This is a genomic window from bacterium (assembly GCA_035528375.1).
Taxonomy (GTDB): Bacteria; RBG-13-66-14; RBG-13-66-14; order RBG-13-66-14; family RBG-13-66-14; genus RBG-13-66-14.
The window spans coordinates 1-15,013 of record DATKYS010000054.1; the positions used below are offsets into that span (position 1 = coordinate 1).

The 15,013-nt window shown below is 60.5% G+C and carries 6 protein-coding genes; 4 read left to right on the forward strand and 2 right to left on the reverse strand.

Going from position 1 to position 15,013, the window contains the following annotated elements; all coding sequences use genetic code 11:
• Positions 1-145: 145 nt before the first annotated feature.
• The gene (gene pyrB, locus VM054_04215; protein ID HUT98261.1) at positions 146-1,273 is read right to left on the reverse strand and encodes an aspartate carbamoyltransferase; all 1,128 of its coding nucleotides are present in this window, start codon (positions 1,271-1,273) and stop codon (positions 146-148) included.
• Between the two features lie 129 nt (positions 1,274-1,402).
• Complete coding sequence (locus VM054_04220) at positions 1,403-2,380, reverse strand: response regulator (GenBank protein HUT98262.1); 978 nt, start codon at positions 2,378-2,380, stop codon at positions 1,403-1,405.
• A 906-nt stretch (positions 2,381-3,286) separates the two neighbouring features.
• Here VM054_04220 and VM054_04225 point away from each other — a divergent pair.
• The 4 genes from VM054_04225 to VM054_04240 are packed head-to-tail and all read left to right on the forward strand — an operon-like array spanning position 3,287 to position 14,760.
• Positions 3,287-7,363: a PAS domain S-box protein gene (locus tag VM054_04225; GenBank protein ID HUT98263.1), complete on the forward strand. Its 4,077-nt coding sequence runs from the start codon at positions 3,287-3,289 to the stop codon at positions 7,361-7,363.
• A complete protein-coding gene (locus VM054_04230; protein HUT98264.1) occupies positions 7,353-10,142 on the forward strand; it encodes a PAS domain S-box protein in 2,790 nt (929 codons plus the stop codon). Before VM054_04225 ends, VM054_04230 begins: the two co-directional genes overlap by 11 nt.
• A 59-nt stretch (positions 10,143-10,201) precedes the next feature.
• Complete coding sequence (locus tag VM054_04235; protein HUT98265.1) at positions 10,202-13,357, forward strand: PAS domain S-box protein; 3,156 nt, start codon at positions 10,202-10,204, stop codon at positions 13,355-13,357.
• 50 nt (positions 13,358-13,407) lie between these two features.
• Positions 13,408-14,760 carry a sigma-54 dependent transcriptional regulator gene (locus VM054_04240; protein HUT98266.1) on the forward strand — a complete coding sequence of 451 codons (1,353 nt, stop codon included), beginning with the start codon at positions 13,408-13,410 and terminating at the stop codon, positions 14,758-14,760.
• Positions 14,761-15,013: the final 253 nt, after the last annotated feature.

The following is a 15,013-nucleotide window of genomic DNA, read 5'->3' on the forward strand; positions in this document are numbered from 1 at the left end:
TCTCCTGACCCGCCCGCGAAAGTTCATCAACCTCTGTGCGCCTGAATGTAGGGCGGGGATTTTAATCCCCGCCGCGGTTTACCATCGCCACAATCCCCCTCCCCATCCCGAAGGCAAGCCGACCCCCAAAGGGAGGATGGGGATGTCAATACAGGGTGAGCTGTTCGCGGACCCGGTCGCAGTACCGGCAGGCCAGCTTCCCCGGCTCGAACTCGTAGAACTCGGGCGCGGCGTTGTCGTCGAAGTAGGTGATGCAACGCCGGTTGGAACACGTGCCCTCGAAAACCGTCGGGACGCGCCAGTTTACACCCCGCGGGCCGATAAGGCGGGAGTGGCCCAGGAGCACTAAAATGAGGGCCATCCGAGCCGGCACCCCGTTGAAGGCCTGCTCGAAGTAGCGCACCCGGGGGTCCGAATCCACCTCGACGGCAATCTCGTCGAGACGGGGGAGGGGGTGCATGACTATCATCTCCGCCGGCGCCCCGTCCAGAATCCGCCGGTCCAGCCGGTACACGTGCGCCACCCGCTCGTACACCTCGGGGTCCTCGAAGCGCTCCCGCTGGATGCGCGTCATGTAGAGGACGTGGACGTCGTCCAGGCCGCCTGCCAGCTCCCGGCGCTGGACGATGGTCCCGCCGTAGCGTGATCCGAGGTGATGGAGGACGTGCGGCGGCAGCTCCAGTTCCTCGGGGCTTATCGCCACGCATTGCGAGCCGAAAGCGGCCAGGGCCACGGCCAGGGAGTGGGTGGTACGGCCGTAGAGGAGGTCGCCGCAGAGGGCGACCTTCAGCCCGGATAGAGTGCCGAACTCCTTGTAGATGGTGTAGAGGTCCAACAGGGTCTGGCTGGGGTGGAGGTGCCCCCCATCGCCGCCGTTCAAGACCGGGACGGGTGAGAATTTTTCCGCCAGGTAAGCCGCGCCGTCCTTTGGGTGGCGCATGACGATGCAGTCCGCGTAGTGGGCGCTCATCCGGATGGTGTCGGCCAGCGACTCGCCCTTGGCCACGGAGCTGGAGGACGCCTCGGCGAATCCGACCACCGATCCCCCCAGTCGGATCATGGCCGTCTCGAAGGAGAGCCGGGTGCGGGTGGAGGGCTCCCAGAAGAGGGAGGCCATGACGCGGTAGGGCAGGAGCGGCGTGATGGGGGACCCGCCCTGGGTGGCCTTCTCGTACCGGACCCGGGCCTCCATCTCACCGGCGAGCTCCAGAAGCTGGAGGACCTCCTCGGGAGTGAACTCCTCGAGGTCTATGAAGTGGCGCAGGCGCGGCATATCTCCTCCCACGGCGGGGGGCCCGTAATTTGGGTCATGGTACGGCAACGCCCCTGCAAAGTCAAGGCGGGCCGAATCCCTAAAAAACGGGGCTTCGAGCCCCGTCCGCTTGAAAAAACTGAACCGGCTTCACTCCTCCAACCGGACCATCCGGGCCAGGCGGGGAAGCGGCAGGAAGAAACCCCGTAGCTCGCCGTCGGGGGAATAGACGGCGACACCATCGGATTCGGAGAGCCCGCCGAACTTTTCCAACAGCTCGTTCAGCCCCAGCATCGCGCCATTCTCCAGGACGATCCGGGGAACACCACCGTCGTCTTCCGGCTTTTCATCCCTCCGCTCCGCAATGTCCGGCTCCGGTTGCCCATCGGGCTCGGACTCGCAGAGGGATTCGTCCAGGGCGTCGAATCCCGACGCCGGGTGAGGATTATCCCGGTTCTTCTCGTCGGCTAGACGGGCGGCCTCCAGTATGAGCTCCATGAGAGGGGTGGATATCCGCGGTCGGCACCTGCTCCGTTGCGTACGAATCCGGATGTATACCTCCTGCCAGCCCAGGATTTCGAGCGCCGCCTCCCGGGGAGGCAGGTGGCCGAGCCCCGCGTCCAGCAGACGACCCTCGGTGAAGCACAGAACGCCCCGATCGCCGCCGAAGGACCGGCAGACTTCCACCCGGCAGCTCTTCCGCTCCAGCTCCACCATCTGGACGAAACCGGGGAGGCTCGCCCCCCGCAGCTGACCCTGCTCGCCCCAATGCCTCACCGTCTTGACTACCACTCGATGAAGATGGTCCATGTCAATGGGCTTCTCCACGTACTCGATGGAGTAGGCCTCGAAGGTCCGTTCGAGCTCACCGCTGCCGTGGGCGGTCATCACGATGCAGGGTATTTCCGGGTTCTGTTCGAGGACGCGGGTGATGAGCCCGTACCCGTCCAGGTGGGGCATTTTCAGGTCCGTGACCAGGGTGACGACCTCGTTTTTCTCCAGAACGCGCAGGGCCTCCTCGCCGTCGGCGGCGACGAGGTAACCGATTCCGTCGTCGTATTGCTCCAGGCCGTCCTTGAGGGACTCCAGGAAGGCGGAGTCGTCGTCAACCAAGAGGACCTTTTTCATGGCTCTCCTCACCGGTGGGGAGAGCAATTGCCGTACCAGGGGTATGCGAGGTGTATGACGTTGATTGTCAGAGTGTTACTTAAAAACGCTAAGATGGACGTCCCCCGTCCTCGGTCAATGTGCTCCAGCAGAGTAAGGCGCCGCCGCAGTTTGGTGTAGTGGTGTCGGAGGATGACCGCTGACCGGGTATATAAATAGATGAATTTATATATTCATAATTATCCAATTCATTATGACCGTTTCATTTTGACTCGTTTATCGTGGGCCAACCGAACCCGGTAACGCAAAACGGCCCCCTAAGCGGATTTTCAAGAGTATCAAAATGGCACGCTTGTTGCTTTTATTACCGATGAGCAAAGGGGAGACCCCTACACCGCACCTCTTACAGGGAGAAACCGAAGAAAACCCCGCTTTTTAAGAGGCCGGGAAGGACAACGATCGGCGACTCCCTGACCCACTACCCCCGGATAGTCAAGCGTACCATCCGCCAATTCCAGCGAGGGTAATCATGCCGACCAGAATGTGCGAAGCAGCCCGAGACTGCGAAAACGAGGTCTTTGCCCCGTGCCCGCGCGGGGACGCGGAGACGTCAGGGACGGTTACCGAGTCCATCCGGGACGTGTGCGAGGCCATTCGTCTGGTTAAAACGAACGTGGAACGTTTCGTCTCCCGGGCGACCGAGATACTACTCTGACAATCAATCATCCAAAGTAATGCCACCCCCGGTGCCCCATGCCGGCGGAGCTGACGAATCGGAGATTCACCATGAGCAACACCCACAGTTGACGAAAACCACTATTTTTTAAGAGGAGTATGTACCGCCCGTATTCAGGTAAGGACCAGGGTCCTTGCCTTAATATTTAAAAGAGCGGCACACCTTTTCTCACAATCCCCGGGAGACCGAGCATGGCAAGGGTCCTCCTCGCAACCGATGACGGAAAGCTGGCCGAAGAGCTGAAGGTGCTGCTGGAGGATTTCGGGCACGCGTTTGCCGGTGTCGTCCCGGCGGACGGCAACCTCCTGGAGTCCGCCTTAAGCCGGGCCGCGGAGGTCCTCCTCTACGACGCCACGGGCGAAAACGGCTCCCGTCCCATCGTGATACCGGGCGTGCCCGTCCTGATCCTGCAAGATGAGGAGGGACCGACAGACCCCGATCACCCCAATCCCTACCGGCTGGTGAAGCCGCTGGACCGACTGGAGCTGAAGTACAAGCTGGAGTGCGCCGCCTACAACGTCGCCGACACGACGATGACTCCGCCTTCACTCAGTCGGGACGGGGAGGCCGACCTCCCGGATGACTGGTTCCGATCGCTCTACGAGTACGCCCCGGACGCCTACTACATCATGGACCTTTCGGGCATCTTCGTGGACGGCAACCTCGCGGCCGAGGAGATAACGGGGTATAAAAGGGAGGAGCTCGTCGGCAGGAACTTCATCAAGGCGAAGCTGATCCCCGTCGGTCAGATCCCCATGGCCGTCCGCTTGTACCAGCAGAACAAGAAGGGTAAAAGTACCGGTCCCGATGAATTCGTGTTCAGACGGAAATCGGGTAAACAGGTCCCGATCGAGATACGTACCTACCCCATCCTAACCGGCGGCAGGCACCTGGTCCTCGGAATCGCCCGGGACATCTCCAAGCGCAAGCAGGCCGAGGAAGGCCTGCTCGCCAGCGAGGCGCGCTTCCGCTCCATGTTCGAGCTCTCGCCCGAATCCTTAACACTCCTCGACCGTACGGGGAGGGTCATCACCACCAACTCGAAGGTTTACGAGTGGCTGGGTTTCAAGCCGGAAGAGATTATCGGCAAGAGACTTTCCAGCCTGCCGATACTGACGAAAACGGGGCTCTTGAAAGTGCTCCAGCAGTTCCGCAAACGCATCAAGGGGCTGGACGTCCCGCCCTACGAGGCCGAGTTCCACCACAAAGACGGCGGAAAAATTTTCGGCCGGATATCCGCCAACCCCATCCAGGACGAAAAGGGGGAGATATCCTCCGTCCTGGTCCTGATTTCCGACGTCACCGCCGAGCGGCGGGCCAAGGAGGAACTGCGGGCCTCCCGCGACCTCCTGGACCGCATCCTCAACGGGATGTACGACTCCGTTGCCGTCATCGGCCCCGATTACCGGATACGGGAGGTCAACGACAGCTTCCTCCGCACCTACGGCGGCTCCAGGGAAAAAGCCATCGGGAAAACCTGCCACAAGGTAACCCTCGGACAAGATGAACCCTGCCCGGAGAGCTGCCACCTGGAGAAGGTGTTCAAAACGGGGAAGCCGAAGACCTTCGAGCATATGCACAGGAACGCCCGCGGCAGGAAGAGGTCCATCGAAATTTCCCTCTTCCCTCTGCAAAATGCCGAGGGGAAGGTAGAGGGCGTCGTGGAGATGGAGCACGACGTCACCCTGCAAAAAAAGGTGGAGAAGGCTCTGCGAGAGGAGAGGGACCGGGCGCAGACCTACCTCGACATCGCCGGGACGATAATCCTGGCCCTCGACGCCCAGGGGACGGTGACGCTCATCAATCAGAAGGGGTGCGAGGTCCTGGGCTACCCCGAGGCGGAAATTGTGGGGAAAAATTGGATAGAGAACTTCATCCCCGACTGGACGCAGGAACGGGCAAACTACACCTTTAACCGGCTCTTGGCCGGAGAGGTGGACCCGCTCAGGTACGTGGAGAACTACCTGATGACCTCCGCCGGAAAGATGCGGCTCATCGCCTGGAACAACACCGTCTTAACCGATGAGACCGGCGGCATCGTAGGCACCCTGAGCTCCGGCGAGGATATCACCGAGCGGCGGCTGGCCGAAACGGCGCTGAAGGAGAGCGAGGAGAAGTTCCGCAATTTCTTCGACAACGCTCCGGCTTACTGCTATATGGTATCGTCGGAGGGTGTTATCCTGGACGTCAACGGAGCTGCGCTCTCAACCCTGGGCTACGAGAAGGGAGAGCTGGTCGGCGCGCCGTTGAGACGCATCTACGCCCCGGAATCGCACGATAAGATGAAACGGCTTCTCACCCAGTGGAAAGAGACGGGTACACTCCAGAATGAGGAAATGATCATCCAGACTAAGGGCGGCGATAAAAGGCACGTCTTGTTGAGTGCCACCACGATCCTCGGTCGAGATGGGAAGCCCATCCACTCCATATCCGTCCAGAGAGACATCACCGACCGCCGGAGAGCGGAGATAGCGCTCCGCGAGAGCGAGGAGAAGTACCGCAACCTGGTGGAGCGGGCGAACGACGGCATCGTCATCATCCAGGACAAAAATTTCAAGTACGTGAATCCGCGGACGGCCGAGCTCTTGGGATATACTAAAGAGGAGATGTTGAACACCCCGTTTGTGGACTACATCGAGGACGGGGAAAGAAAGAAGGTTTTCACCACTTACAGGAGCAGGATGGGAGGCGAAAACCCGCCGCCCGTCTACGAAACGGTAATGTTGCACAAAGAGGGCCGCCGGGTGATGATGGAGGTCAACGCCGGGCTGATCATGTACGGGGGCAAACCGGCGGACCTCGTCTTCCTCCACGATGTCACGAAAAGTAAGGAGGCCGAGGACGCCCTCCGCGACAGCGAGGCCAAGCTGAAGGCGACCCTGGACTCCCTGCCCGACCTCCTTTTCGAGGTGGACCACCGGGGGAAAATTTACGACTTCCGCACCCCCGACGCCTCAACGCTCTACGTCGCCCCGGAGAATTTCATCGGGAAAACCGTGGACCAGGTGATCCCCCCGGAGGCGGCCCGGATCATCATGGACGCCCTCGCCCAGGCCGTGGAGAAGGGGAGCCACCACGGGGCGGTCTATGTGTTGAATATGCCCGATGGTCCCCATTGGCTCGAGCTCTCAATCGCCGTCAGGGGCGACCCGAAGGCACCCGAAGGCCGCCTGATCGTCACCTCCCGCGACGTGACCGTGCGTGTGAATGCCGAAAAGGCGCTGCGGCTCTCCGAGGAGCAGTACCGCTTCCTCTTCGAGGGCTCGACCACCCTCAACCTCATCATCGGCGTGGACGGCACCCTCCTGGATTCCAACATCTCCCTCCTGAAGGAGTTCGGCTACACCCGCGAGGAGGTCCGGGGGAGAAACGCGATGGAGTTCGTGGTCGAAAAGGACCGGGAGCTCATCGCCGGTCTTTTGGATAAATCCAACCGGGGCGAGGACACACCGGAGATAGACGTCGGCATCATCGCCAAGGACGGCTCCGTACGCACCATCCTCTTCTCCCGGGGGAACGTGGTCCTCACCGAGCACGACCAGCCGGTGACCATCGTCGTCACCGGGATAGACATCACCGAGCGCAACAAGTCCGTGGAGCAGATAAAGAACGCCCTCCAGGAGAAGGAGGTCCTGCTGAAGGAAATCCACCATCGGGTGAAGAACAACCTGCAGATAATCTCGAGCCTGTTGAACCTGGAAGCCGGAAAGACGCAGGACGAGAAGGTGTTGGACATCATCTCGACCAGCCAGAACCGGATAAAATCCATGGCGCTCATCCACGAGAAGCTCTACCAGTCGAAAGAGCTCTCGCGGGTAGACTTCCCCGGTTACATCAGCAGCCTGCTCGACTCTCTCCTCCTCACCTACACCGACGACTCGCGGTTCGTCACCCCTCGGCTCGACCTCTCTCCCCTGTACCTGGACATCAGCACGGCCATCCCACTGGCCCTCATCATCAACGAGCTCGTCTCAAACTCACTGGAGCACGCATTCCCCGACGAGCGCAAGGGCATCATTTCAATCGGATTGAAGGGCGCGGGGAACGGCGACTACACGCTTTTGGTGGCCGACGACGGGGTGGGCATCTCGGACGATCTTGACTTGGAAAACACGAAAACCTTAGGGTTACAGTTGGTAAATATGCTCACCCAGCAGATAGGCGCCGTCATCGAGATGGACAGGGGTATGCAACCGAATGGAAGGAAGGGTGCGGAGTTCAGAATAACCTTCTCGGAAAAAACGCCCCAGGTGGCTCATGAAGCGTAGGCCCCACTTCATCCTCCTCATCGTGCTCACGGGACTCGCCGTCTGGGTTCTGGACGCCCTGTTCGATTCGCTGTTCCTCGGAAAACCGCTCGCGGACGCCCTGTTCCTCGACTTGTCCGGTTACGAAATCTTCCACCGACTCGCTGTGTGGCTCTGCTTCTCCGCCCTGTTGTTCCTCCTCAAAAGACTCCTGGAGCGCGGGGGGAAGACGCGGACTGCCCTCAGTGAATCGGAGGAAATTTACCGCACCTTCGTCGAGAGCACGAACGACGGCGTCGCCATCATTCAGGATTTAATTCTCAGGTACGTCAACCCGAGCCTGGCGAAGATGCTCCGGCGCACCGCGGAGAAGATGATCGGGACCCGGGCGGCGGATTACGTCCCGGAGTCCGAACTGCCCCGGTTCCTCGAGATGTTTAAAAAACGAATGGCCGGCGGCGAAGCCCCCCGGCTCTTCGAGAGCGTCCTTGAGCGAAAAGACGGCGAGCCGGTCCACGTCGAGGTCAGCGTGGAGGTGGTCAACTACGAGGGCAAACCCGCCGACATGGTTTTTTACCGCGACATTTCCGAACGCAAGAGGACCGAGGAGGAGCTCGTAGAATCGGAAAAGAGATACCGCTTCCTGGTGGAGAACACCCAGGACCTTTTTTACCGAGTCAACCTGGAGGATAAAAGCTACGCCTATCTGAGCCCGGCGTTGGAGAAAATCCTCGGCTACACCACCGAAGAGTTCATCGAGATGGCGAAAACCGGCGAGTTGATAAAAAGGATTCACCCCGACGACATGCCGATGCTGCTGGCGGATGCTGAAAAGCTGTGGGACAACGGGCGCGGGGCGCTGGAAAATCCGGTCATCGAGTACCGCCTGCGCCACAAAGACGGCGCGTATCGCTGGCTGTCCGATGCGCGTCGAGTCATTTTTAACGAGACGGGGAAAGCCACCGCCATCGTGTGGATGTCCCGCGACATCTCCGAAAGGAAGAGGGTCGAGGAGGAACTGAAAAAAACCGAGGAGCGCTTCAAGGCCGTTTTCGACAACTCAATCATCGGACTCTACCGGACCACGCCCGACGGAAAAATCCTCATGGGTAACCCGGCCCTGGTGAAGATGCTCGACTACGGTTCCTTCGAGGAACTGACCCGGCGGAACCTGGAGGAGAATGGGTACGCGCCCCGGTATTCGCGCTCGACCTTCAAGGAGCGCATCGAGCGGGACGGGGTGGTCGTCGGTCTGGAATCCGTCTGGCTCAAACGCGACGGCACACCGTTCCACATCCGGGAGAGCGCGAGGGCGGTGCGGGACGCCGACGGCAAGACCCTCTTCTACGAGGGAACAGTGGAGGACATCACCGATAAAAAACGGGCCGAGGAGGAACTGAAGAAAAGCGAGCTGAGCTACAAGAGCCTCGTCAACAGCGCCGGGGTCGGCATCGCCACCACCGACGTCCGCGGCAGATTCACCATGGTCAACGAGCGACTCTGCAATATGTACGGCTACACGGAAGAAGAGCTCCTGGGCACACCATTCGCGGATTACCTACATCCGGAGGATAAAAAGCACTTCCTAAAAATATTCTTCAACGCCTTGAAGCAGCCGGAAAATAAGCCTCAAATCGAGTTCAGGGGCATCCGCAAAGACGGCCGCACCGTGCACTGCTTCTCCTGCCCGACGCTCACCCTCTTCGGTGGCGAAATCATCCGGTTCAACGCCATCGTCATGGACATTTCCGAGATGAAAATGGCCGAAGCGGCTTTGCGGGCGTCCGAGGAACGGTACCGGACCTTCACCGAGGAGGCCCAGATCGGAGTGTACATCTACGACAACGGGCGGCTCCTGTTCGCGAACCCGGCTATGGAGCGTATAACGGGCTATACCAAAGCGGAGCTCCTCGCCGGGGACACCAAGCGGATGGAGGTGCCCGACGAGCAGAAAACCGAGGAAATCCGGGAGGAAATCCGCCAACAGAAAGACGAGAACATACACCACTACAACATGCACCTTATGCGCAAGGACGGCACAATCGCCATCCTGGAGTTTCGGACCCACCCCATCGTCTTCGAGGAGCGCACCGTCACCTTCGGCACCTGCATAGACATCACCGAAACGAAGAGGAACGAGGAGAAACTCAGGGAGGTCATCGCGGAAAAGGAGGTCCTCCTGAGGGAGATTCACCACCGGGTGACGAACAACCTCCAGATTATCTCCAGCCTCCTGTACCTCGGTTCGGAAGATTTGACGGAGTCGGACGCCATCGCGGCGTTCCGGGAGAGCCAGAACCGGATAAAGATAATGGCCCACATACACGAGATGCTCTACCAGTCACAAAACACGGGGAGCATCTATCTGCCGGTTTACCTGGCGGACATCGTGAGCTCCATCTTCAGCTCCTACTCGACCAATCTGGGCGACCTCGACTACGAGCTTGACATTGACGACGTAGACCTCGGCATTGACACCGCCATCCCGCTGGGGCTTTGCGTCAACGAGCTGGTGGCGAACTCCATCGAGCACGCCTTCCCCGACGGTAAGGGTCGGGTCAGCATCAGCGTGAAAAAGGTCGGCGACGGCCGCCTCAGCTTACGCATCGCGGACTCGGGCATCGGCATCCCCGAAGGGACCGACATCGGCAAGACCAAGTCATTGGGGCTGCAGTTGGTGAGAATGATGGTTGAGCAGTTACAGGGGGAACTGGAGTTGCGCCGAAAGGACCCCACGGCATTCACCATCACCTTTTCCCATGGGGGCCCATCCACGCGGGGGGCCCATCTACCCGGTTGAGGGGGATAGATCCCATGCCAAGTACGAGTCAGAGGGAAACCGAGCCCAAAGGGGAAAAAGTGAAAGTGCTGGTCGTCGAGGACGAGATGATCGTCGCCCGGGACATCGAGAACCGGTTGAACAACCTCGGGTACACGGTCGTCGGCCTGGCGTCCACCGGTGAAGAGGCGGTCCGGACCGCCATCGGCGCCATCCCCGATCTTGTGCTCATGGACATCATGCTGAAAGGGGAGATGGACGGCATCCAAGCGGCGGAGAGGATAAACCGCGAGCTGGACATCCCGGTCGTCTACCTGACGGCCTACGCCGACGAGACGACGCTGGAGCGGGCGAAGATAACCGGTCCCTTCGGCTACATCGTCAAGCCTTTCGAGCAGCGCGGTCTGCACACGACCATCGAAACGGCGCTCTACAAACACGAGCTGGAGAAGAAACTGAAGGTCTCCGAGCAGCGCTACCGCACGCTCCAGGAGAACCTGCCCATCGGCATCTTCCGGGCGACGCCCGACGGTAGGCTCATCTCCGTGAACCCGGCCATGGTGCAAATGTTCGGGCGTACTTCCGCGGACGAGCTCATGGGAATGCGGGTCAACGATTTGTACGCAAGTCAGGCGCACAGACTGGAGCTGAGGAAAGGGCTCCGCATCTCGGGGGTGGTCACCAACTTCGAGGCCGAGCTCCTGCGCAATGGGGGGGAGAGATTCTGGGCCTCCCTCAACGTCCGAGCCGTCCAGGACGACACGGGGAGAATCCTCTACCACGACGGCACGATGCGGGATGTCACGGCGATCAAACGCGCCGAAGAACGCGAGAAGGAGTATCTCCGCGACCTCGCTTTTCTCTCGAAGACGGCGATGGAGTTCGTGGCTCAGACGCCGGGGGAGAACCTTTACGACTACGTGGCCGAGAAGGTACGGGAGATAGTGCCGGGCTCCCTGGTAGTCGCCGTCACCTCCCTCGACTTGAAAGATGGCGTTTTCACCCTCCACGCGGTCGCCGGTCTCGGGAAACGCCTGGGCGGCATCCTGAAGGTGCTGGGGCAGGACCCCATCGGGTGGGAGATACCCTTCACCGATGAAATCGGCGACGTGATGAAAAAGGGCCGCCTGCGCCACATCTCGGCCGAATACGACCGGCACTCGGGGGGAGCGATTTCGAAGAGCACGGCCGGAGCCCTGCGGAAACTCATGGGAGCAGGCCAAACTTACCTCATGGGCCTCCTCAAGCAGAACACTCTCCTCGGCTCCGTGGTCATCTTGATGAAGAAGGGGCAAAGAATAACCAACCGGGACATGGTGGAGGCGTTCATCAACCAGGCCGCCGTGGCCTTTATGCGCCAGCGGGCGGAACAGGCGCAACACGAGAGCGAAAAGCGCTACCGTCAGCTCTTCCACTACATGAGCATCGGGATTTCCATCCTCGAGGCGGTCGAGGGCGGGAAGGATTTCATTTTCAAGGACTTCAACCGAGCGGCCGAGAAGATCAACCGGCTCGAGACAGAGCGTGTCATCGGGGCCAGGATCACCGAAGTATTTCCCGGACTGAAGGATACCGGAATCCTCGATGTAATAAAGAAGGTCTGGCGGAAGGGGGGCTCCGAATATCTGCCCGCCTGGCTCTACAAAGATGAGCGCATCTCCGGTTGGCGGGAGAGTTACATCTACAAACTCCCCTCCGGCGAGATAGTCAACGCGTACCAGGACGTCACGGACAAGATACTGGCCGAAGAGGCGCTCAAGAATTCCGAGGAGCGCCACCGCTCCGTGGTCGAGAACGCCCGGGACGCCATCGTCACCATTGACGATGAAGGTCTCATCTCTTTCTGGAACCGGGCCGCCGAGATGATGTTCGGCTACACGGAGGACGAAATCGTGGGCCGATCCCTGACCCAAATAATCCCGAACCGGTTCCAGAACGGCTTCAAGGAAGGCATCCAGGGGTTGAAGACCACGAAGGCCACCCTCCTCTCCGGTCAACACCGACCGGTTTCCGCCATGCACAAGGACGGTCACGAATTTTCCGTCGAAATTTCCGTCAAGGGCTGGAAGCAAGGCTCGAGGCAGTTCTACACGAGCATCATCCGCGACGTCACCGAGCGCATCCGTATGGAGGTGGCGATACTCACCGCCAAACAAGAATGGGAGCGCACCTTCGACACCGTGCCCGACATGATTGCCATCCTGGACACGACCGGACGGGTCATCCGGGCCAACCTGTCCCTGGCCGCGCGGCTTTCCATAAACGTCAAAGAACTAATCGGAAAGCACTTCTACGACGTGCTCTACGGAACGCCGGAACCGCCCGTGGAGTACATGCTGCCGGAGACCTGGGGCTCGGGCGAGAGTTTTTCCCGAGAGCTTCATCTGGCGCACCTCGACGGAGACTTCTCCCTTACGCTCACGCCGCGCTACGACCCGTCCAACCAGCTCGTCGGGGCCGTCTTCGTCGGTCGCGACATCACCGTCCATCGGCGCGCCGATGAGGCCCTCCGGCGTCAGGCCATGATCAACCAGGCCGAGCACATCTTCAGCTCCATCCGCCACGAGATGGGAAACGCCCTCAACACGCTGAAAACCACGCTTTCCGTCCTCTGGAAGAACTACCTGAACTTCGACCCCGAAAAGAGGGAAACCTATTTCATACGCTGCCTGGACACCTTCAAGGTGGCCGAGCGGCTGCTCGGCGTGCTGAAGGAGTACCAGAAGTTCGACAAGCTGGAGCTCAACCCGATCTACCTGGACCGGTTCCTCCAGGAGAAATCAGGCCTGTTCGTGGACCTGGCGCGTCACTCCGACGTGGACTGCGAGGTGGACATGTCCTTCTCCGACGTGCGGATCAACGTGGACAGGGACGCCCTGATCCAGGTTCTCTTGAACGTCGTGGACAATGCCATAGCCGCCACCCGCAACGCGAAAAACCCCCTCGTCTCCATCGGTTGCCGGCCGCTGTACATGCGCCCGAAGGGGAACGACTGGGCCGTCATCACCGTGGCCGACAACGGGCGCGGGATTCCGGAAGACGAGCTGACGAAGGTCTTCACCCCGCTCTTCACCACCAAACCGGAGGGGTCGGGCCTGGGGATGGCCATCGTCCAGAAGAGGATGATGCAGATGGGCGGCGAGGCGAAGATCCAGAGCAAACCCAACCAGGGGACGACCGTGGAGCTGTGGCTCCCCCTCTACTCGGGGGAGAAGGCCACGAAGCTCCCCGTTTGACGTTTATCAATCCAACATCGGTCCCCCGGGACCGCGTTTGAGGTGGCACGATGAAGCTGCGCCCAAAAGTTCTTCTCGTTGACGACGATTTAGGTTTCTGCGAAACGGCCTGCGACGGTCTTCTGCAAGAAGGCTACGACGCCCGCTTCGCCAACACGGGGAGCGAGGGGGTTGAGCTATTCAACACCTGGCACCCCGACGTCGTTCTCCTGGACCAGATTCTGCCCGACACGAACGGGCTGGAGCTCTCCCGCCAGTTCATCCAAACCGACCCCGGGGTGAAGATCATCTTCATCACGGCGTACGGCTCCATCTCCGACGCCGTCGAGGCGGTGAAGACCGGGGCCTACGACTACCTGACCAAGCCGCTGGAGATGGAGGAATTCTACCTCTCCGTGGCAAAGGCCTTCGAGCTCATCGAGCTGGAACGGCAGCAGCAGATACGCAGCTTCCAACTCTCCCACACTCCCGCCAACGATCAACTCACGGGCAACTCGCCCGCCCTGCGGCGCATTGACCGCCTGGTTTCCCTGGCCGCCCAAAGCGATTCCACCCTTTTAATCACCGGCGAGACCGGGGTGGGGAAAGGGGTGGTGGCGCGGGCCATCCACCGCTTGAGCGACCGCGGCGAGGAGCTGCTCACGCTCAACTGCTCGGCGATTCCCGAGACCCTCATCGAGAGTGAGCTCTTCGGCCACGAGAAGGGCGCCTTTACCGGTGCGGCCAACCGCCGCAAGGGCGTCTTCGAGCTGGCCACGGGGGGCAGCCTGCTCCTGGACGAGATAGCCGAGATGCCCATCCGCCTACAGAGCAAACTCCTAACCGTGCTGGAGGATAGAAAAATCCGCCGACTGGGCGGTTCCGTCGAAATTCCACTGAACGTGAGGGTCATCGCAACGACGAACCGCAACCTGGTCGAGGAGATAAAGCAGGGCCGTTTCCGGGAGGACCTCTACTACCGCCTGGCGGTCATCACCATCCACGTTCCGCCGCTGCGCGAGCGCCCCCAGGACATCCGGCCGCTCTGTCGCAACCTCCTGCACCGGTTGACGGACGGCGCCTACACCGACCTGCCCCCGGAGCAGTTGCAGGTCCTGGAGGCTTACCACTGGCCGGGAAACGTGCGCGAGCTGCGTAACGTGCTGGAGAGGGCGCTGATCCTAGCCGGCGGCGGAGAACCGGACCCCGCGGTGCTGATAGAGCTCGTCGCGGCGAAGGCCCCCGCCATGATGAAGGACGACGAAAAGCCGATCCGCCCCCTGGAACTGGTGGAGCGGGAGCACATCGAGCGCGCCCTGTCCCTCTGCGGGGACAACAAGACCAAGGCGGCGAAGATACTGGGGATATCCCTCTCCACCCTGCGGCGCCGCCTGAGCGACTACGACGGTTCCAACGGCCCATAGACGTGGAAAAAGCCGATACGGGAAGGCCGCCCTCGGGCGGCCCTTTTTATATTCCAGTTCCGGTATTTTTTATTCCGGTGGCCATTGACGGCCTTAATTATTTGTGCTAAACAAATTTAGTCGTGTAAAAAACCAAAAATGAAGAAGGTAACCTCATGACCAGGACGATAACATTTTTGCTCTGCGCCGTCGCCTTCTCGGCCGCGCTCGGTTTCACCGGCGCCATCGGCGTTTCGTCCCCGAGCCGGGCCGA

What these genes read in the sequence shown, in the direction of transcription:
- pyrB (HUT98261.1), bottom strand. Translation starts at nt 1,273, where the DNA reads ATGCCGCGCCTGCGCCACTTCATAGACCTCGAGGAGTTCACTCCCGAG.
- VM054_04220 (HUT98262.1), bottom strand. Translation starts at nt 2,380, where the DNA reads ATGAAAAAGGTCCTCTTGGTTGACGACGACTCCGCCTTCCTGGAGTCC.
- VM054_04225 (HUT98263.1), top strand. Translation starts at nt 3,287, where the DNA reads ATGGCAAGGGTCCTCCTCGCAACCGATGACGGAAAGCTGGCCGAAGAG.
- VM054_04230 (HUT98264.1), top strand. Translation starts at nt 7,353, where the DNA reads ATGAAGCGTAGGCCCCACTTCATCCTCCTCATCGTGCTCACGGGACTC.
- VM054_04240 (HUT98266.1), top strand. Translation starts at nt 13,408, where the DNA reads ATGAAGCTGCGCCCAAAAGTTCTTCTCGTTGACGACGATTTAGGTTTC.